The 18,171-nt window shown below is 66.6% G+C and carries 21 protein-coding genes and 1 tRNA gene; 14 read left to right on the plus strand and 8 right to left on the minus strand.

Annotated features, from left to right (window positions below; translation table 11 throughout):
- Window positions 1–7 precede the first annotated feature (7 nt).
- From H5J33_RS05345 to H5J33_RS05355, 3 genes are read right to left on the minus strand one after another with little or no spacing between them, the layout of a single operon-like run.
- The gene (locus tag H5J33_RS05345; protein WP_181793608.1) at window positions 8–2,155 is read right to left on the minus strand and encodes an acetate--CoA ligase family protein; all 2,148 of its coding nucleotides are present in this window, start codon (window positions 2,153–2,155) and stop codon (window positions 8–10) included.
- The gene (gene frc, locus H5J33_RS05350; RefSeq protein WP_181793609.1) at window positions 2,156–3,388 is read right to left on the minus strand and encodes a formyl-CoA transferase; all 1,233 of its coding nucleotides are present in this window, start codon (window positions 3,386–3,388) and stop codon (window positions 2,156–2,158) included.
- A gap of 11 nt (window positions 3,389–3,399) precedes the next feature.
- On the minus strand, window positions 3,400–5,121 hold the full coding sequence (locus H5J33_RS05355; RefSeq protein ID WP_181793610.1) for a thiamine pyrophosphate-binding protein: 1,722 nt from the start codon (window positions 5,119–5,121) through the stop codon (window positions 3,400–3,402).
- A gap of 343 nt (window positions 5,122–5,464) precedes the next feature.
- Here H5J33_RS05355 and H5J33_RS05360 point away from each other — a divergent pair.
- Window positions 5,465–5,552 (plus strand) — tRNA-Leu (locus H5J33_RS05360).
- Window positions 5,553–5,640: 88 nt separating this feature from the next.
- Here H5J33_RS05360 and H5J33_RS05365 read toward each other — a convergent pair.
- Both H5J33_RS05365 and H5J33_RS05370 read right to left on the minus strand, forming a co-directional pair.
- Window positions 5,641–6,876 carry a tyrosine-type recombinase/integrase gene (locus H5J33_RS05365; protein WP_181793611.1) on the minus strand — a complete coding sequence of 412 codons (1,236 nt, stop codon included), beginning with the start codon at window positions 6,874–6,876 and terminating at the stop codon, window positions 5,641–5,643.
- Between the two features lie 40 nt (window positions 6,877–6,916).
- Window positions 6,917–7,483, minus strand: a complete 567-nt coding sequence (locus H5J33_RS05370; protein ID WP_181793612.1) for a hypothetical protein — start codon at window positions 7,481–7,483, stop codon at window positions 6,917–6,919.
- A gap of 150 nt (window positions 7,484–7,633) precedes the next feature.
- Between H5J33_RS05370 and H5J33_RS05375 the strand changes: the two genes are divergently transcribed.
- The 8 genes from H5J33_RS05375 (at window position 7,634) to H5J33_RS05410 (ending at window position 13,429) form a co-directional block, all read left to right on the plus strand.
- Window positions 7,634–7,807, plus strand: coding sequence for a helix-turn-helix domain-containing protein (locus tag H5J33_RS05375; RefSeq protein WP_258564893.1), 174 nt, complete (start codon window positions 7,634–7,636; stop codon window positions 7,805–7,807).
- A complete protein-coding gene (locus H5J33_RS05380; protein ID WP_181793613.1) occupies window positions 7,804–8,412 on the plus strand; it encodes a hypothetical protein in 609 nt (202 codons plus the stop codon). The genes H5J33_RS05375 and H5J33_RS05380 overlap by 4 nt, the downstream gene beginning before the upstream one ends.
- Before the next feature lie 269 nt (window positions 8,413–8,681).
- Window positions 8,682–8,933 carry a hypothetical protein gene (locus H5J33_RS05385; protein ID WP_181793614.1) on the plus strand — a complete coding sequence of 84 codons (252 nt, stop codon included), beginning with the start codon at window positions 8,682–8,684 and terminating at the stop codon, window positions 8,931–8,933.
- Between the two features lie 286 nt (window positions 8,934–9,219).
- Window positions 9,220–9,435 carry a helix-turn-helix transcriptional regulator gene (locus tag H5J33_RS05390; RefSeq protein WP_181793615.1) on the plus strand — a complete coding sequence of 72 codons (216 nt, stop codon included), beginning with the start codon at window positions 9,220–9,222 and terminating at the stop codon, window positions 9,433–9,435.
- 27 nt (window positions 9,436–9,462) lie between these two features.
- Window positions 9,463–9,807 carry a hypothetical protein gene (locus tag H5J33_RS05395; protein WP_181793616.1) on the plus strand — a complete coding sequence of 115 codons (345 nt, stop codon included), beginning with the start codon at window positions 9,463–9,465 and terminating at the stop codon, window positions 9,805–9,807.
- A gap of 15 nt (window positions 9,808–9,822) precedes the next feature.
- On the plus strand, window positions 9,823–10,731 hold the full coding sequence (locus tag H5J33_RS05400) for a hypothetical protein (RefSeq protein WP_181793617.1): 909 nt from the start codon (window positions 9,823–9,825) through the stop codon (window positions 10,729–10,731).
- A gap of 498 nt (window positions 10,732–11,229) precedes the next feature.
- A complete protein-coding gene (locus H5J33_RS05405) occupies window positions 11,230–11,970 on the plus strand; it encodes a histone-like nucleoid-structuring protein Lsr2 (protein ID WP_181793618.1) in 741 nt (246 codons plus the stop codon).
- Window positions 11,971–12,358: 388 nt separating this feature from the next.
- On the plus strand, window positions 12,359–13,429 hold the full coding sequence (locus tag H5J33_RS05410) for a YfjI family protein (protein WP_258564894.1): 1,071 nt from the start codon (window positions 12,359–12,361) through the stop codon (window positions 13,427–13,429).
- Between the two features lie 52 nt (window positions 13,430–13,481).
- Here H5J33_RS05410 and H5J33_RS05415 read toward each other — a convergent pair whose 3' ends face one another.
- From H5J33_RS05415 to H5J33_RS05425, 3 genes are all read right to left on the minus strand, one after another.
- Window positions 13,482–13,967, minus strand: coding sequence for a hypothetical protein (locus H5J33_RS05415; protein WP_181793620.1), 486 nt, complete (start codon window positions 13,965–13,967; stop codon window positions 13,482–13,484).
- Between the two features lie 84 nt (window positions 13,968–14,051).
- Window positions 14,052–14,276 carry a DUF397 domain-containing protein gene (locus H5J33_RS05420; RefSeq protein WP_181793621.1) on the minus strand — a complete coding sequence of 75 codons (225 nt, stop codon included), beginning with the start codon at window positions 14,274–14,276 and terminating at the stop codon, window positions 14,052–14,054.
- 286 nt (window positions 14,277–14,562) lie between these two features.
- Window positions 14,563–14,745, minus strand: coding sequence for a hypothetical protein (locus tag H5J33_RS05425; protein WP_181793627.1), 183 nt, complete (start codon window positions 14,743–14,745; stop codon window positions 14,563–14,565).
- A gap of 182 nt (window positions 14,746–14,927) precedes the next feature.
- Here H5J33_RS05425 and H5J33_RS37195 point away from each other — a divergent pair, with 182 nt between their 5' ends.
- The 5 genes from H5J33_RS37195 to H5J33_RS05445 form a co-directional block, all read left to right on the plus strand.
- On the plus strand, window positions 14,928–15,182 hold the full coding sequence (locus H5J33_RS37195; protein ID WP_258564895.1) for a hypothetical protein: 255 nt from the start codon (window positions 14,928–14,930) through the stop codon (window positions 15,180–15,182).
- The gene (locus H5J33_RS05430) at window positions 15,154–15,669 is read left to right on the plus strand and encodes a DUF6879 family protein (RefSeq protein ID WP_181793622.1); all 516 of its coding nucleotides are present in this window, start codon (window positions 15,154–15,156) and stop codon (window positions 15,667–15,669) included. The genes H5J33_RS37195 and H5J33_RS05430 overlap by 29 nt, the downstream gene beginning before the upstream one ends.
- Window positions 15,670–15,683: 14 nt before the next feature.
- On the plus strand, window positions 15,684–16,532 hold the full coding sequence (locus H5J33_RS05435; RefSeq protein WP_181793623.1) for a helix-turn-helix transcriptional regulator: 849 nt from the start codon (window positions 15,684–15,686) through the stop codon (window positions 16,530–16,532).
- A 371-nt stretch (window positions 16,533–16,903) separates the two neighbouring features.
- Window positions 16,904–17,500, plus strand: coding sequence for a TetR/AcrR family transcriptional regulator (locus H5J33_RS05440; RefSeq protein ID WP_181793624.1), 597 nt, complete (start codon window positions 16,904–16,906; stop codon window positions 17,498–17,500).
- A 182-nt stretch (window positions 17,501–17,682) separates the two neighbouring features.
- The coding region (locus H5J33_RS05445; RefSeq protein ID WP_181793625.1) for an MFS transporter at window positions 17,683–18,171 on the plus strand (489 nt) is incomplete at its 3' end.

Consider the following 18,171-nt stretch of genomic DNA (forward strand, 5'->3'; position numbering starts at 1 on the left):
GGTCACCTCATGCACCCTCCCGCAGCAGACCGGCCGCCCGCGCCCACCGGTACTTGGCGCCGAGCACGGCCACCGGCTTCTCGGTCGTGTACGGATACGCCACGACCCCCCGCTCGAACAGGTACCGGCAGGCCTCCTCGACCTCCACGTCACCGGCGAGGGAGGCCACCACCGGCTTCTCGACGCCGCGTTCGCGGAACTCGGCCACCACCCGGGCGGTCAGCTCGGCGAACACCATCGGCGGGGTGACGATGGTGTGCCAGTAGCCCAGCACCAGCGCGTGCACCCGCGGGTCCGCGAGCCCCAGCCGGATCGTCGCCTCGTACGTCGCCGGCGGCTCGCCCCCGGTGATGTCGACCGGGTTGCCGGCCGCGCCGAACGGCGGGATGAACCGGCGGAACGCCTCGTCCAGATCGGGCGGGATCTCCATCAGCGACAGCCCGTTGTCCGTGACCGCGTCCGACAGCAGCACCCCGCTGCCGCCCGCGCCGGTGATGATGACGACGTTGTCGCCTCGCGGGGTGGGCAGGACCGGCAACGCGCGCGCGTACTCCAGCAGGTCGTTCAGACCCGGCGCCCGGATCACCCCGGCCTGCCGGAGGATGTCGTCGTAGACCGCGTCGTCGCCCGCCAGCGCCCCGGTGTGCGAGCCGGCCGCCCGCGCGCCCGCCGCCGTACGCCCCGCCTTCAGCACCACCACCGGCTTCTTCGGCACGACCTCGCGGGCCGCCGCCACGAACGCCCGCCCGTCCTTGAGGTCTTCCAGGTGCATGGCGACGCACTCGGTGTGCGGATCCTCGCCGAACCAGGTCAGCAGGTCGTCCTCGTCCAGGTCCGCCTTGTTGCCGAGGCCGACGATCGCCGACACACCCGTCCGTGTGGTGCGCGCGAAGCCGAGGACGGCCATGCCGATGCCACCGGACTGCGAGGTCAGCGCCACCGGGCCCTTGACGTCGTACGGCGTGCAGAACGTGGCGCACAGGTCCTGCCAGGTGGAGTAGTAGCCGTAGATGTTCGGGCCCAGCAGACGCACGCCGTACCGCTCGGCGATCTCCACCAGCTCCGCCTGGAGCGCGTGCTCGCCGGTCTCCGCGAATCCCGACGGGATGAGCACGGCGTTGGGGATGCCCTTGCGCCCCACCTCCTCCAGCGCCGCGGCCACGAACCGGGCGGGGATGGCGAAGACGGCCACGTCCACCTCGCCGGGCACGTCGGCGACGCTCTTGTACGCCTTGCGGCCCAGGATGTCGTCGGCCCGGGGATTGACCGGGTGGATGTCACCGGCGAACCCGCCGTCGACGAGGTTGCGCAGCACCGAATTGCCGATCTTCCCCGGCTCGTTGGAGGCACCGATCACCGCCACCGCGTTCGGCCGCATCAGCCGGCGCATGGAGGCGAGGATCTCGTCACGGCCGTACGTCCGCCGGGGTTCCGGCCGCCGCTCGGCGAGGAGGATGCGGATGTCGGCGGCGACCGCGCCCCGGTCCGTGGCGATCACCGGATTGAGGTCCACCTCCCCGATCTCGGGAAAGTCCGCGACCAGTCGGGACACCCGCCGGATCTGCTCGGCCAGCGCCCACCGGTCCACCCCGGCCCGGCCGCGGACCCCGCGCAGGACCGGTGCCGCCCGGATGGAGTCGAGCATCGACAGCGCCTCGCCGGCGGAGACGGGAGCGAGGCGGAACGTCACGTCCTTCAGCACCTCCACCAGCACCCCGCCCAGCCCGAACGCCACCACCTTCCCGAAGGCCGGATCGGTGACCGCGCCGACGATGACCTCCTGGCCCGCCGGCAGCAACTCCTGTACCAGCACACCCTCGATACGGGCCCCGGCGTCGTGGGCGCGCGCGTTGCCGACGATCTCGTGGAACGCGGCCCGCACCCGGTCCGCCCCCCGCACTCCCACGACGACCCCGCCGGCCTCGGTCTTGTGCAGTATGTCCGGCGAGACGATCTTCAGCACCACCGGCCCGCCCAGCCGCGCCGCCGCGGCCACCGCCTCGTCCACGTCCCTGGCCAGTTCCTCGCCGGGTACGGCGATCCCGTAGGCCTCGGCGACCACTCTGCCCTCGGGCGCGGTCAGCGCGGTACGGCCCTCGGCCCGCACCGATTCCAGCAGCGCCCGCACCCGGTCCGTCCGGTCCTCGTCCGGCACTCAGATCACCCCGTCCGACTTCAGCAGGCCCAGCTCTTCCTCCGTGAGGCCCAGTTCACCGGCGTAGACCGCTTCGTTGTGCTCGCCGAGCAGGGGCGAGGAGGTCACCTCCACGGAGGAGTCGGAGAGCTTGATCGGGCTGCCGACGGTGACGAACTCGCCGCGCTCGGGATGCGGGACGCGGACCACCATGCCGTCGGCGGCCAGCGAGGCGTCCTCGATGATCTCCTTGGTGGACAGGATCGGGCCGCACGGGACGTCGTGCGCGGTCAGCCGCTCCAGCACCTCCCACTTGGGCAGCGTGGCCGACCACTCCTCGATCAGCTGGAACATCTTGTTCAGCTTCGGCAGCCGGGCCTCGGGCGTGGCCCACTCGGGGTCGTCGGCGAGCTCCGGCCTGCCGATGAGTCCGGTGATCGGCCGCCAGCCGACCGGCTGGACGATGACGTACACGTAGTCGTTCGGGCCGCCCGGCGCGCACTTGACCGCCCAGCCCGGCTGACCGCCGCCGGAGGCGTTCCCCGAGCGGGGGACCTCCTCGCCGAAGTCCTCGTTGGGGTACTCGGCGAGCGGCCCGTGGGCCAGCCGCTGCTGGTCGCGCAGCTTCACCCGGCACAGGTTGAGCACGGCGTGCTGCATGGCCACGTTGACCCGCTGCCCGCGCCCGGTCCGCTCCCGCTGGAACAGGGCCGCGAGGATCCCGGCCACGGCGTGCACCCCCGTCCCCGAGTCCCCGATCTGGGCCCCCGTCGCCAGCGGCGGCCCGTCCTCGAAACCGGTGGTCGCCATCGACCCGCCCATGGCCTGCGCGACGACCTCGTAGGCCTTGAACCGGGTGTACGGGCCGTCCCCGAACCCCTTGATGGAGGCGTAGACGATCCGCGGGTTGATCTCCTGGACGCGTTCCCAGGTGAAGCCCATCCGGTCGACCGCGCCCGGCCCGAAGTTCTCGACCATGACGTCCGAGCGGCGGATCAGCTCGGTGAGGATCTCCTTGCCGCGCTCGGTCTTGGTGTTCAGGGTGATGCTGCGCTTGTTGCAGTTGAGCATCGTGAAGTACAGGGAGTCGACGTCCGGCAGGTCCCGCAGCTGCCTGCGGGTGATGTCACCGGTCGGCGCCTCCAGCTTGACGACGTCCGCGCCGAGCCAGGCGAGCAGCTGGGTGGCGGACGGCCCGGACTGGACGTGTGTCATGTCGAGGACGCGAATGCCCTCGAGTGCCTTGGCGGTCATGGGCGTCCACCTCACTTGTACATCGTCTGGTTCATGGTTCCGGGGGCGTACGCGTCCGGGTCGACCCAGACGTTGATCAGCGACGGCTTGCCGGACTCGCGGGCCCGGCGCAGGGCGGGGCCGATGTCCGCCGGGTCGCGGACCTCCTCGCCGTAACCGCCCAGGATCCGCGCGAACTTGTCGTACGGCACGTCGCCGAGGGTGTTGCCGACCCGCTCGCGGTCCTTGCCGTACTTGGCGGCCTGGCCGTAACGGATCTGGTTCATGGAGGAGTTGTTGCCGACGATGCCGACGAAGGGGAGGTCGTAGCGGACGAGGGTCTCGAAGTCCCAGCCGGTCAGCGAGAACGCGCCGTCACCGAAGAGGGCGACCACCTCCTTGTCCGGGCGGGCCTGCTTGGCCGCGAGCACGAAGGGGATGCCGACGCCGAGGGTGCCGAGCGGGCCCGGGTCCATCCAGTGGCCGGGCGACTTGGGCTGGACGACCTGCCCGGAGAAGGTGACGATGTCGCCGCCGTCGCCGATGTAGACCGAGTCCTCGGTGAGGAAGTCGTTGATCTCGCTGACCAGCCGGTACGGGTGGATGGGGGAGGCGTCCGACCTGAGCTGCGGCAGCCGCTTGTCGAGGGCCGCCTGTTCGACGGCGCGCAGCTCGTCCAGCCACTCCTTGCGCCGCACCGCCCCGCCGTCGGTCCGTCCGGAGGCGGCCTGGGCGACGGCCTTCAGCACCAGTCCGGCGTCGCCGACGATCCCGAGGCCGATGTCGCGGTTCTTGCCCACCGTCCGGTAGTCGAGGTCGATCTGCACGACCGTGGCGGTGGGGGAGAGGCGCCTGCCGTAGCCCATGCGGAAGTCGAACGGGGTGCCGACGACCACGATGACGTCGGCGTGCGAGAAGGCGTACCGGCGGGAGAGCTGGAAGTGGTGCGGGTCCCCGGGCGGCAGGGTGCCGCGTCCGGCGCCGTTCATGTACGCCGGGATGTTCAGGGCGCGCACCAGCTCGACGGCGGCCCCGGTGCCGCGCGTCGTCCACACCTGGCCGCCCAGCAGGATGGCGGGTTTCCGGGCGTGCACCAGCAAGTCGGCGAGCCGCTCGACCGCCTCGGGGTCGCCGGCCGAGCGGGTCGAGGCACGGTAGGCGCCGGCCCGTGGCACCCGGGCCCTCTCGCGCGGCACCTTGGCGTCCAGGACGTCCCGGGGGATCTCCAGGAAGGAGGGGCCGGGAGCGCCGTGGTAGCACTCGCGGAAGGCCATCGACACCATGTCCGCGGCGCGGGCGGTGTCCGGCACGGTCGCCGCGAACTTGGTGATCGGCGTCATCATGTCGACGTGCGGCAGGTCCTGGAGGGATCCCATCTTGTGCTGGCCGAGCGCGCCCTGGCCGCCGATGAGCAGCATCGGGGACTCCGCGCGGAAGGCGTTGGCGACGCCGGTGACCGCGTCGGTCGTGCCGGGGCCGGCGGTGACCACCGCGCAGCCCGGTTTGCCGGTGATCCGGGCGTACCCGTCGGCGGCGTGCGCGGCGACCTGCTCGTGACGTACGTCGACGACCTCGATCCCCTCGTCCACGCAGCCGTCGTAAATGTCGATGATGTGGCCGCCGCACAGGGTGTAGACGCGGTCGACCCCTTCGGCCTTCAGCGCCTTGGCGACGAGGTGACCGCCGGAGATCAGGCCCTGGCCGGGGTGGGCGTCCTGGGTGCCGTCGGGGGTGCCGCCGGGGGTGTGGGGCATGGCGAGGTCCTCTCCCTTGCCGAGCGGTGCGGACAACTGCGTGGCATTGCATACAGCACATTGCATACAGTCGACGAATACTGTATGGACTCGGTTATCCCTCATCCGGGGAACGGTGTCCAGGGGGGTGCGGACACTTTCGGCCACGGCGCGCGACGCATTCCGGTCCGTCGCTCTTTGTGGCGGGGTCGTTGCTGCGCGTGCATGATGGGTCTGCCGTGCAGGTGGGGGCGTCCGCGGCCGTGGCCCGGCGACGGATGCGCAGGTGAAACGCACTCCGAAACCTTGGTATTGTTGTCCATGTCGCCGCGGGGAACACGCCCCGCAAGGCGGCAGGCACCTGGTCCGGGTGGCGGAATGGCAGACGCGCTAGCTTGAGGTGCTAGTGCCCTTTATCGGGCGTGGGGGTTCAAGTCCCCCCTCGGACACCAGCAGAAACCCCAGTTCACCTGGGGTTTTTCTGTTTCTCTGACTGTGGCGTGACCAACCACGTGACCAACAGCCTGGAGACTTCCCAGGTCAGACCAGGGATGACAGGCCGAGTCGGCCAGCACCGGAGGCGGCGAGCTTCCGCGCTCCGTCCTTACGAGAGTGGCCGTACTTGGCCATGGTGTAGCCCGGCGAGTGGTGCCGGACGTTCGCGGAGACCTCTACGGGATTCTCCCCGGCCTCCAGATCGTTCGTGACCTTGCTGTGCCTCCAGTCGTGGATACGGAAGTCCTCCGGCAGGTGCAGACGGTTCCGGAGAGTGCGCCACCGAGCCGAGACCTTCTCCGGGTCCTGCGGGCCGCCCGCCTCGCCCCGGTAGAGCTTGAAGCTGTCCCGAGCAAACACCAGGTCGTGATCCACCCAGGCTGAGCCAAGACGCGCCCTCTCGGCGTCCTGGCGCTGCTTCTGCCACTTCAGAACATTGATCACGGACTGATCCACATAGATCACCGCGTTGTCGTCGCCGTCCTTGGTCAGCTTCCGCAGCCGGTAGGTATTGCCTTCCTCGACCACGACCCAGCCCAGTTCGATGGCCCCCTCATCCCAGTGGATCAGAGACCACTTCATCCCCAGAGCCTCACTGCGCCGCACGCCGGTTGCGGCGTAGACGGTCCACAGCGGAGCATCCCGAAGACAGTGATGAGTCAGGCCGCTGTCACAGGCCCGGTTCCCGCACGGCTGCCACACGCTTTCCAGGAAGCGGGCCGTCTGGCCGTCGTCCAGGGTCGGGTACCTCTGCTCCTGGGCCCGTATCTGCCGGGCCGTGGGCGGGTGGGCCGTCGCTGCCGGGTTGGCCGGGATCAGCTTGGGCACAGCAGCCCCGAGCGCGCCGGACAGGATGTTGTGCACGTGCCGGACACTCTTCGCCCCGAGCGGCTTGCCCTTGTTGGTCGGACACGGGGCCGTCTCCAGCAGCCGGTACAGATCATCAAGCGTGTCATCGGTGACTTCGCACAGCTTCACGCCGCCGATGTGGGGCTTGATGTGCAGACGGATCTTCGTCTCGTACCCGGCCACGGTCGTTCCCTCCTTCCGATGGTTCGCCAGCCACTTGTCGAGCCAGTCACCCAGCTTCATGTCTGAGCGGGCCGCGATCTTGCCCGCCTCATAGTTGCTGTGCCAGTCCCGCAGCGCCTTCTCTGCTGCGGTCTTGGTCGGGTAGTCCCGACCGATCCAGTAACGGATCTTCTTGCCCTGCGCCTTGTCGAAGTGGAGCGGGGTGCGCACACCCCAGGTGTTCGGGCTGCCCTTGCGCGGGATCTCCACCGGAGTCCCCCCGAGCCCGTTACCGCGCTTTGCCAAGGTGTCAGTCGCCTTCCTGGTCCTGGTGCCACTGGGTGAGGATCGAGGACGCCTTTTCTGTGAGCTTCTGGCCGTCCCACAGCCCGAGTTCCTTAGATCGTTTGATGCGCTCGGACATGGTGGCCTTGCCGATGCCCAGACGGCCGGCCAGCTCCCGCTGGGGCGCGGTCGTACCGGTCGCACGCATCCGGACCAGCTCCGCGACGAGAAGCGTGTAGTCCTCCTCGGTCCGGCAGCGAGCCGGAACGGGGTACGGGTCGTTCATCGCCCTGTCTTCCTGCTGGGCAAGCGCCGCACGGGCTCCCGCCTTGATCTCCGCCAGCGGGATCTGTCGCAGCAAGGTGGCGGGGATGCCGTCGGTCTCCAGAGCCTGATCCATGAGCCGGACGATCTCGTTCTCGTCCGGTCCGCCGATGTTGAGCCGGATCGTCAACTGGGACGGCCCCGTGAAGGGGGCGGCGACGGGACAGCGCGCTTCGACCAGCCAAGGTCCGTGGACCTCACGCCAGACGATCTCTGTCCCTTCGCGCTGCCACTCCGGGCCCGCGTCGTGTGGTGTTGGTGTGTTCACAAGACTGACCATAGCAGAAACCGAACCTATGGCAGCAGGTTCGGACATGTGAGGATCACCACCACTCCGAACTGCACGCAACTGGTTCGGCATGGTCCAAACTGAAGGTGAGGGAGGCGGACAGCCGCCGCTCGGAACAAGGGGAGGGCTATGCAGCACAAGCTGATGACCGTGGACGATGTCGCCGCCTACCTGAGCAAGCCCCGTTCTTGGGTGTACGGGAACTGGAAGGCCGAACAGATCCCGTTCCGCAAGGTGGGTCAGTCGCTCCGGTGCCGTCCTGCGGACCTGGACCGCTGGCTGGATGAGCAGGGGGCGGAGTGACCGAGGTCTATCCGCGCCGCCAGGTCGCTGCGACCCATGACGTGAAGACTGAGTGGACCCGATCCCTGTTCGATGCCTTCGGGCCGGGTGGACTACTGGCCCGAGAAGCACCCGAGTTCGGGCGTGAACATCTGCTGTGGGCCCTGGCCCAGCTTCGGCATACGAACGGCCGTACCGGCCTGATGTTCACCGGGGATACGACGATCGCGGATGAGCTGGGCTACAACACGAACGATCACCCTGGGAAGAGGTGCCGGGAGGTGCTGACGCGGTTCGGGTTCTTCACCCAGCAGGGCAAGCAGGGGCGGGCGGCGAAGCTCCGCCTGTCGGTGCCCCTGGAGCTGCTGGACGATGAGCAGACCTACCCTGCGCTAGCGAACTCCGTGGATGCTGAGGTCATCACCGTGGCCGACACTATGCCGAGCAAGCCCAGGAAGAAGACAGCGCCGAAAAACGGAGCGTCACGGCCGGCTGAACCCTCCGAGACGGGAAGCGTCGAGGTCTGTCCAGCCCACCCGGGAGGGGACTGCCCTGATCCCACCGACCCGTTCAGCGCGGCACCACCCTGGGGCCCGGTGGTCTGTCGGACTGCCCTTGGCGTGTAGTGCTCCCATTTTCCCGTTGGACCGGGGACTTAGTTAGTAGTTGATAGTACGTAGCTCATAGAGCGTAGGTAGTAGTGAGTAGGGGCCCCTCTGCCGGGGCCCTCTCTCGTTACACGCTTCTTCCTTTGGACCCTGAAAGGTCCTGGACCAGCCCAGGCAAGTGGAGCTACGTCGGCGTAGGCGGACGAAGCATCCCTACGCTGTCCTTGGGCAGGACGCACCTGCCGGGCTGCGAAGGCAGCCCACCAAGAGAGCCTGGGGGGCTGGACATGACCAAGATCAAGATTGAGGGCCTGGAGACGTATCAAGGGCTGCTCGAACTGGGTGGCTACACCTACATCGTTGAGCAGACGATCGGGCGCACCCTCCGCGATCAGGCCAAGGCGATGGAAGAGAAGGCCAAAGAGCCAGGGATGAGTGATGTTGGAGCCGAGGTGTATACCGCTCGTGCCAAGGAACTTCACTCCGTGGCGGACAAGCTCGCAGAGCTGGTGAAGGTGATCAAAGAGGCGTCAGCCTGATCTTGCCGTAGCGAGCGAGCTGACACACACGTGATGTGATTCGCGTCCCACTTGCCTAATCGGGCGTCCCAGACTGGACACGTTGACACCGACATCATTAGTGAGAGCAGGTCTCCTGTGGTGTCCGTCTCACTTCACTGCTCATCGGGGCGCATTTGCGCGACAGGACACATACATCAATAGTGAGAGCCCATCTCACGGGACTTGATTGACCCCGGCCACCTTGGCCGGGGTTTTCTTTATGCTTGCCGTCGCGCATTCCTGCATGACTGGAATGGAGTCATCAATGTTTGATCGTCACTTCTTCGCTGCCCGCCGTGCGGCTCTAGGGCTTTCCGTAGAGGCCCTGGCTGAGCGAATGCGCGTAGCCCCGTCCACTGTGCGCCGCTGGGAGTCCGGCGAAACGTGCCCGAGTCTCCGCACCCTTGCACTGGCCGCCAGGCATCTCCGAACCTCTCTCACCTCACTCATGGCTGAGACAGAGACCGACCGGGTCGCTTAAATCCGATCCCTAGTTAGGAGGTGTCGCATGAGCGACACAGAACCGATTCCCAAGGCCATGCCGGCCGCCCCTTCCGACCCTGTCCGAGCCCAGGTCGAGCGGGAGTATTCCGGGAAGCTGGCACGGGCTGAACTCAAGGGCTATGCCGCTCAGGCCGGAATCAATCTCCCGGATGGGTTCACCGAATACCTGGACGGCTCGAAGCTGCTCGGTGAAGACGGCAAGCCTTCAGCCGAGGCTATGGACAAGGCCCTGGCGCCTTTCAAGCCAAAGAATCCGGCGTTCCCTCATCTTGCAGGCAGCGGCCCCAACCGCAGCGGTGGCCCATTGTCTGAGCCCCGCCGCGTTTCTCTCGACGTTCGTAAGCGATAACTAGGAGCACTCGATATGACTCTTGCCTACCAGCAGCCCGGCACCACGACCTTCATTCCGGAAATTTTCGACGCCGACCTCATTACACAGTTCGATCCGCTTCTTGTCTGGGCGTCCCCGTTTGTAGCGAATAACAAGTATGAGGGTGAGATTCGGCAGAAGGGCGATGTCGTCCACATCAACAGCCTTCTTCGGCCGACCGTGGGCGATTACACGATCGCTGACGGGATGACGGCCCAGCGGCCGGAAACCGTGGACCAGGCGCTGACCATTACTGAGGCGAAGTACCTTCAGGTTCTCGTGGAGGACGCGGAACGGGTTCAGCTTGCCGGGGGCCTTGACTCGCCCATCAACCAGCAGATGATCCGGGCCCTGGCCCGTGAGGCTGACACCTTCATGGGCAACATCATCGCCACTGGGGCGACGGCGCTTCCGGCCATCACTCCGACCGCTGCCAACATCCCTCAGAGCCTCTACAGCGCGATCCTGGACATGATGCTGGCCCTGGATGACAACGACATCCCGGCAGGCCGTTACGTGGTCGTCTCGCCCCGCGTGAAGCGATACCTCATCGAGCATCCGGCCGTGGCCAACGCTGCCGCGTACGGCGAACGTGGCGTGACTGCCAACGGTGTTGTTGCTCGGCTTGCTGGCTTCACCATCCTGACGACCACGGCCATGCCTGCCGGTGTCGATATCGTGGCGGGTCACTCTGAGTTCGCCACCTACGCGAGCCAGTTCACCGGCTTCCGCGAGGGACAGTCGGAGAAGTACCGCGCTGACTACATCGACACCCTTCACCTGTATGGCGGGAAGATCGTGCGGTACCCGGAGCTGGACACCAAGAAGGCCGACAGCACCTTTGATGAGTCGAAGCCCACCAAGGGAATCGTCAAGGCTGCCGTCACCTGGCCCACTTCCTGACTTTCAATTGATTCGGGCCCCTGCACGCCGCAGGGGCCCAACCCTATTCACTCTCTGTGGATCAGAGGCGATGCCGGCCACCGACTTGCCGTGATGAGAACTGACAGCCGAATGTGCCTACTGGTGTCCTTTTACTGTTTCCGGGACACCAGCCCTCAAAAAAGTGACCAACGTCTCTCATTTTCGCCTCTTTGGTCCTCCTGGTGCCCCTTTCGGGGCCGTATCCGACGCCATTTTGAACCCTGGTTTGCAGAACAGAGCCGCGTCCGAAAATTTGAAACCCGTACACATACGGAGGACCGCACCCCCGGTGGGGGTGCAGGTAATGAATAAAGGCATTACCCCCGTTATTCATAAACATTTGAGTAATGCTTCAGTTATTCGTTAGTTACCATTCCGTGATAGAGGTACGGAAGAATGGTGGTCAAGCGGGGAAGCCGTAGAGCAGCGCTCCGGACCCTCACTCAGACTTCCGCACTAACGAAGGAATGCAGCGCTATGCGTAAGACGGTGCTTGTGCCGGTTGAGTACACCTTTTGCGATGCACACATTGCGCGTGACGGTTCTGAGGTTGAGGCCACTTCATCACTGACACTCGGTAAGGACACCTGGCACCTGTGCCTTGAACACGATGTTTCGTTCGGCAGGTACCTCTGTGACGCTCTGGGCGCTCCGTCTGAGCGTGAGGCCGTCCAGACCGAGCCTGAGTCCGTGCCGGTCGTTGAAGCTCTCTCGGAGCCGGAGCCGGAGCCGGAGTTGGAAGCGGTTCCCGTGGTGGAGTCCGACCCCGAGCCGGTTCCGTCCGTGATGATCGCTGGTGAGGTTCCGGGATACGACTGGGAGGACGCACGGGAAGCGGTTCGCCGCATGGGCTACGAGGTAGTTGGGCGAGCGGACGCCACGACCTGTCTCCTGATCCTGGGCGATGGGGGCGACCGGAACGCCACCAAGCTGCGGGACGCTTCCGAGCGTGGCATCCCTGTGATGGATGTGCGGGAACCGGGACTCTTCAAGTCGGCTGTTCGCTCGGGTGAGTTGGTCGGTGGCGACCCGCTTCCGGAGCCTGCCAAGGTCGACCGCTCCGGGATGAGCGAGCGAGAGCGCAACCGTGCTGTCCGGGCATGGGCGCGAGAGAACGGCTACGCCGTGCCCACAAACGGACGCATCCCCATGCATGTCCGTCACGCCTACGAGCTGACCCATCGGGACTCATCCGAGGGAAAAGCGGCAGCGGCGTAACCGTCGCCCCCGCTGTGCCGGGCGTCGAGTACGCCCGGCCTCCCCGGCCAAAGGCCACCCAACCAACCCTGTTCGAGATTGAGGCAGCATGAGCACCCCCGTTCTGTACGGTCCCATCGGTCGCGCGGTTCGCAGAATCGCCCCGTTCGTTGAAGCGGACCCCTTGGGGGTGTATGTGGCCGCCCTTTCGATGTGGTCAGCCGCTATCGGTGGCTCGGTCAAGGTGTCCTCCCGTGGCCCCCGGCCCGTGCTGTTGTGGTCCGCTCTGGTGGCCGGTACAGGGCGCGGTAAAGGAACCGCGCTCCGGGCCGCTCATCACGTCCTGGACAAGGCTCTGGGCCGCTTCCTATCCACGCACACCACATCCGGGATCACTTCCGGAGCAAGCATGGTGAACCACTTGTGGGAGCAACAGGAAGCTACGGCCGAGACCGAGCACGGGCGGGACGTGAGGGCGTTCGTGTGCGAGGAAGAGTGGTCGGAAGTACTCCGCAGGGTGAAGCGGGACGCGTCGTTCACGACCAAACTGCGGACCGCATGGGATGGGGCGGCGCTGCGCAACACGACCAAGGATGAGGCGCAGGAAGTACGCGACCCCGCCATGGTTCTGCACTGTCATGTGACGCCCTCTGACTGGTCGAAGTACGTGGGCGAATCGGAAGCGGCCGGAGGCTCGTACAACCGCATCCTTCCCTTCCTGCTGGGGTCCGTGCCCCTGCTGGATGACGACCGGGTGACCCTGCCCGATGTGGACGGGCCGGAGCTGGCCGACGCTTACGGGTGGGCGACTGCCCGGCCGCGTGTGATCACGCTTGCAGAAGACGCCCGGCCGCTGTGGCGGGTGGTTCGCCGGTACGCCCGCATCCTGGGTGAGACCCTGCCCGAAGGGCAGGCAGTGTTCATCGAGCGGACGGCAGAACAGACGCTCCGAGTTGCGGCCTGCCTGGCAGCCTCGGAGTGTGCGGAGACGATCACGGAAGAGATGCTGTCGGCCGCGTTCAGCTTGGTTCGCCGGTCGGTGCAAGACACCGTACGGATCACCAAGGGAGCGACCTCCCCGAAGGTGAAGCGGCAGCCGCTCAGCCTTGAGGACAAGGTACGGGCCCGGATCGAGATGCACGGTGGGCGGGCCACTTCCTCCCAGGTGCTCCCATTCGTCGGGGCAACGGCGGCTGAAGTGAAGGCACTGCCCGGAATCGTCGTGACCGTGGAACGGTCGGGGAAGACCGGTCGGCCGGCCACCGTTTTCACGGTCCGCGGTGACGGTTCCGAAAACGGAGCGTCGACAGAAACGGTTGCGGAGCCGATGCCGGCCGAGCCGGAGCGTGAGCAGAACCGCGCACGGGTTGTCCGTCTGGACGCTTACCGCCCGGAACCGAAGCAGGCTCCGCAGCCAGCGCCCGAACTGAAGCGGTCAGAAGTCGTCGGTAGTACGAATCCGTTCCTCGCGTTGCTCTGACCAAACGAAAGTGAGCCCCGGCCTCAAGGCCGGGGCTTCTTAGTTGCTTCGACTACCTCACCGGGCAGGCCAGTTCGGGCATTGAGCGGTTCGGGGAACACGTCACAACTGCCAGGGATAGGTAGGAAGGGCGTTCGAGGTAGAAGCCCAGTGACACATCTGTGCCGGACTTCAGCCGCTCGGCCGTGGAGTTGACCAGTTGGGCCAGGCTGGTGGTGTCCCGGTCACGCTCGGAGGCGAACCGGGGCGCATACTCGGCCAGCCGTTCCCCGATCCACGCTGCCGCTTCCTTCGCCTCATCCCAGGTGCCACGAACTAAGGAACGGGGCTTGATGAGCCAGTACGCCGTTTCGATCGGTGGCAGATCGGATGTCGGAAACTCGGCCACCACTTCCCGGTAGCGCTTGAGTAGTTGCTCTGCCTTCACGTCCTCATCAGACACTGGAGCCGGTGGAGGCTCAGGGTGTGGGGGGCGCCGTAGGGCCTCATTGTCGAAGCGCTCTTTTGGGCCGGACCATAGGTAGCCGTGGTGGTGCACCAGTCGTTCCCGTTCGAGTGGTGCCAGCCGGGCCGAACCCAGGGACGGGGGATGGACTCGGCCCGGCTGGCGTGAGGGGGAGGATCAGATGTTCAGGCCGAAGCGCGCCGGGTCGATACCGGCCGCGTCCAGCTCCTCCGTGGTGAACCGCAGCGGCTGCGCCTCCGGCCGCTTGCTGTCACCCAGGGCCCAGGCGTCCTCGCCGATCCGGGCCAGGGTCACGCACCCCTCCGTACAGGGGCCGCCGCACGCCTGGACGAACGAGGCCCTGCTGATGTCGAGCGCGTACAGGTCGGTTCCGTTCTGCATCACTGCACCTTCCTGCTCAACTAATCGCGGTCATGGCTGACCGCCGCCGCCCACGCGGGGCGGGAGTCCAAGGCATGGAGCACGCTTCAGGTCCTGGAGCGCTTGCCGGAGCCGGTACAGCGCCAGCACTTGCAGGGAGGCCACGCGTTCGTCATCAGAGGAGGGAGGTCATCGGTAGCAAATACGGCCTGCTCGGAACCCCAGGTCTGACCCGAGTCATGCGATACCCGAAGCGTCATCAAGGGGCGCTCCCTCACGAGCTGGGCGTAGGTCTTCCCGCTCATGATCAGTGCGCCCTCTCCTGGTGCTGACGCAGCTCCACGTTCGCGTCAGATACGGCGCTGTAGTCGCCTCTGGAGCGGGCGTTCTCTCTGCTGACCGAGAGGGACAGACAGTCCGAGCAGCCAGGCACGGCGGAGGGCTCGGCCGGTAGCTCGGCCAGGTGGTAGCCCTGCGGCTTCTGTGACATTGCTTCCTCCCCGGCTCATCTGGCGCGATGCGAGGACGCTAGGAGGCGACGCGTCCGGGGCTCTACGAACTTGCATGAGCTTGCACGCCAATTTTGCTGGCTGGCAGCAGTATTGACGGTGTATCCGCAGTTCAACCAAGCTGATGCAAGCCCGAGCAAGCACCTAGTCGAGGGAGCCAGATATGGCCGTAGAGTTTGTTGGAATCGACCCCGACACAGACCGGGACCACTGCCCCACCGTGTGGGCGGACGTGGAAGCTCACGAGATCTTGTTGCAGGGGTGGAAGCCGAGCACCGAGACTCAGGCGGAGTGCGAGGCGAGCAGCCCCGCGAACGGTCCGGTGCCTGACAGTGAAGCGATCGTCAGGATTCCGGCCCGGATGATCCCGATGATCAGGGAGGCGTGTGATGCCGTCGAGCGTGCCCAGCTTCGCTGAGCTGCTTGGCCAGTGTGACCGGTCAGCCGTCCATCTGGAGCTGCGCGACTGTTACGCCCCGACGGACCGGTTCGAGGCGTGGAAGCGGGGTGAGCGAATCAACTGGGAGGATCGCGATTCCTGGTGGCATCCCTATGACCAGTTGATCGCGGATACGGTGGCCCGGGGTGTATCCGTCCGCCGGGCTCGGGTCGTCTCCGAGCCCGTATCGGAGTACATCCGCTGGGAGCACTACGTCACCCACGCCAACATCACGGCGGGCGAGGAGGTTCGGTGGCTCCCACGGCGACGGGCCACAGACATCCCCCTGCCGGGAAATGACTTCTGGCTGTTCGACGGCGCGCTGCTCCGGGTGCACCACTTCTCTGGTGACGGCGTGGTGGTCGAGGACGAAATCACGGCTGACCCGGAGACCGTGAAGCTGTGCTCCACTGCCTTCGAAGCAGTCTGGGAGCGAGCGACCCCGCACCACCTGTACAACATCTGACGAAAGCCAGCTCCATGCCCCCGCATCCCTCCTCAAGCGTCCAGAAGGCCCGCGAACACCTCGCCGGCCGTCTCCGTGAGATTCGGAAGGATGCCGGGATCAGCGGGCGGGAGCTGGCCGTCAGGTGCGGTTGGTCAGAGTCGAAGTCGTCCAGGATCGAGAACGCCAAGACGCCTCCCTCTGACTCAGACATCAAAGCCTGGTGCCGGGCCTGTGCCGCTGAAGATCAGGTCCCCGACTTGATTGCTGCCAACAGGCAGTCCGCCGATGCTCATGTGCAGTGGAAGCGACTTCAGCGGAGCGGTCTCCGTCGCCTGCAAGAGTCCACAGGCGACCTCTACCAACAAACAAAGATGTTCCGCGTCTACGTTTCTGACGTGATCCCTGGGTTCCTTCAGACACCCGGATACGCCACTGCCCTCTTGTCCTCCATCGCAGACTTCCGGGGAACGCCGGACGACGTGAGTGATGCGGTCGCGGCCCGCATGAGGCGTAACCAGGTGCTAAGCAACGGCGCCCGGCGGTTCTCGTTCGTTCTGGAAGAGGCGGTGTTGCGGTACCGGCTGTGCAGCGCCGAGACCATGGCGGCACAGCTTGGCCACCTGCTCGGCATAATGGATCTTCAAAATGTCGCCGTAGGCATCGTGCCGTTCTCCGAGCAACGGACTGTATGGCCCATGCCGACCTTCACGATCTTCGACGACACCAGGGTGCACGCGGACACGCTGGATGCTGCCTCCACCCTCACACAGCCCAGCCAGGTCGAGCTGTACGCCCGCGCCTTTGAGCGGCTGGCGCAGGGGGCCGCACGGGGAGCTGCGGCGCGTTCCCTGATAGCTGGTGCGTTGGCATCCCTGGACTGAGTGAGCATCGTCCTTGAACGGGTTGGACACGTGACCAACGCATGACCAACAGCGGCCAGGAACGGGCAGAAACAGCAGGTGAGCATGACCAACCTCCACGGCCTCGAAGGCGGCTCGTGGGGCGTGTTCTCGCAGGTCAGCTAACTAATGGGCTGGTGCCCGAGTGGAGAGTTCAAGTCCCCCCTCGGACACCAGCGGAAGACCCCAGTCGATCTGGGGTCTTTCTGTTTCTCCAGGGATGACAGGGCCATACGGGCAGCGCTGGAAGCGGCCGGCTTCTTCGCGTCGCGACGAGCGGGCCACCCCCTTTCGGAGTCGCCGGAGAGTGGGCCGGTATTGCAATGGATGGTCCAAAACCGTAGGCTCCGGGTATGGCCCGACCGAGGACGTTCGACGAAGAGCAGGCTCTGGACGCGGCGATGCGGACCTTTTGGCGGAAGGGGTACGAGGCCACCTCCACCGAGGATCTGTGCGCCGCCACCGGACTGGGGCGCAGCAGCATCTACAACACCTTCAAGAGCAAGCGCGCCCTGTTCCAGCGTGTGCTGCACCGGTATCTGACCACCATGAACGCGGGGCAGCTGGCCGTGCTGGAGGATCCGGCGCTCAGTGGGGCCGACCGGATCCGCGCCCTGATCGCGCGGGTGCTCGACGGTGACGCCGAGAACCGGCCCACCGGTCGCAGCCTGGGCTGTCTCGGTGTGAACACCACCGTCGAACTCGCCGGGCGTGACGCCGTCGCGGCCGGGATGCTGGAGCGCGACACGGCTCGTCGGCTGGACGCCCTGCGTGCCGCCGTCGAGGCGGGCCGGCGGGACGGCAGCATCACCTCCGCCCGGGACGCGGGCGACCTCGCCCGGTTCCTCAACGCCACCATCGCCGGCCTGCGCGTCTCCGCCCAGGGCGGGGCCGACCGGGCCGCCCTGGACGCCATCGCCGCGATCGCCCTCGATGCGCTGACCGCCTGACCCGCCCGGCTGTCGGGTCGGGGATGGCGTGACGTGGTCCTTGCCGCTGACCGATTTTTGAACTGATCCATCCAAAACTCCTGCCCTGCGAATCCACACGTCCCTGTTTTGGACAGGCCGGTACATAACTGATCCACCCGCCGCCGAACCGGCGCGGGTCCAAACCCGAAGGAGTCCCTGCCGTGCCCCGTGCCGTCTACGTCCTGGCGCTCGGCATCTTCGCCATGGTGACCAGCGAGTTCGCGGTCGCCGGCCTGATGCCGCAGATGGCCGCCGGACTGCATGCCACCGTTCCGCGGATCGGCTATCTCATCACCGCGTTCGCCGCCGCCATGGCCCTCGGCGGCCCCGTGCTCACCGTGGCGGTGATGAAACTCCCGCCCCGCACCGCCCTGCTGGTGCTGTTCGCCGTCTTCCTGGCCGGCAACGTGCTCGCCGCCACCGCGACCGGCTACGGCGCCATGCTCGTCGCCCGCATCGTGACCGGCGTCGCCTCCCAGGCCTTCTTCGGCGTCGCCATCTCGCTGTGCGCCCGGCTCACCCGGCCGGAGACCAGGGGCCGGGCCGTCGCCGTGGCCATGAACGGGCTGATGCTCGGCACCCTGCTCGGGCTTCCGCTCTCCACCCTGATCGGCGAACGGCTCGGCTGGCGCGCCGCGTTCTGGGCCGTC

The organism is Streptomyces sp. WELS2, assembly GCF_013870595.1.
GTDB lineage: Bacteria > Actinomycetota > Actinomycetes > Streptomycetales > Streptomycetaceae > Streptomyces.

Bases quoted from the DNA above. Each gene is read 5' to 3' on its own strand.
- H5J33_RS05385 (WP_181793614.1), top strand. From the start codon at position 8,682: ATGACCAAGATCAAGATTGAGGGCCTGGAGACGTATCAAGGGCTGCTC.
- H5J33_RS37195 (WP_258564895.1), top strand. From the start codon at position 14,928: ATGGCCGTAGAGTTTGTTGGAATCGACCCCGACACAGACCGGGACCAC.
- H5J33_RS05410 (WP_258564894.1), top strand. From the start codon at position 12,359: ATGGTGAACCACTTGTGGGAGCAACAGGAAGCTACGGCCGAGACCGAG.
- H5J33_RS05430 (WP_181793622.1), top strand. From the start codon at position 15,154: ATGCCGTCGAGCGTGCCCAGCTTCGCTGAGCTGCTTGGCCAGTGTGAC.
- H5J33_RS05390 (WP_181793615.1), top strand. From the start codon at position 9,220: ATGTTTGATCGTCACTTCTTCGCTGCCCGCCGTGCGGCTCTAGGGCTT.
- H5J33_RS05400 (WP_181793617.1), top strand. From the start codon at position 9,823: ATGACTCTTGCCTACCAGCAGCCCGGCACCACGACCTTCATTCCGGAA.
- H5J33_RS05435 (WP_181793623.1), top strand. From the start codon at position 15,684: ATGCCCCCGCATCCCTCCTCAAGCGTCCAGAAGGCCCGCGAACACCTC.
- frc (WP_181793609.1), bottom strand. From the start codon at position 3,388: ATGACCGCCAAGGCACTCGAGGGCATTCGCGTCCTCGACATGACACAC.
- H5J33_RS05440 (WP_181793624.1), top strand. From the start codon at position 16,904: ATGGCCCGACCGAGGACGTTCGACGAAGAGCAGGCTCTGGACGCGGCG.
- H5J33_RS05375 (WP_258564893.1), top strand. From the start codon at position 7,634: ATGCAGCACAAGCTGATGACCGTGGACGATGTCGCCGCCTACCTGAGC.
- H5J33_RS05425 (WP_181793627.1), bottom strand. From the start codon at position 14,745: ATGTCACAGAAGCCGCAGGGCTACCACCTGGCCGAGCTACCGGCCGAG.
- H5J33_RS05420 (WP_181793621.1), bottom strand. From the start codon at position 14,276: ATGCAGAACGGAACCGACCTGTACGCGCTCGACATCAGCAGGGCCTCG.
- H5J33_RS05405 (WP_181793618.1), top strand. From the start codon at position 11,230: ATGCGTAAGACGGTGCTTGTGCCGGTTGAGTACACCTTTTGCGATGCA.
- H5J33_RS05355 (WP_181793610.1), bottom strand. From the start codon at position 5,121: ATGCCCCACACCCCCGGCGGCACCCCCGACGGCACCCAGGACGCCCAC.
- H5J33_RS05395 (WP_181793616.1), top strand. From the start codon at position 9,463: ATGAGCGACACAGAACCGATTCCCAAGGCCATGCCGGCCGCCCCTTCC.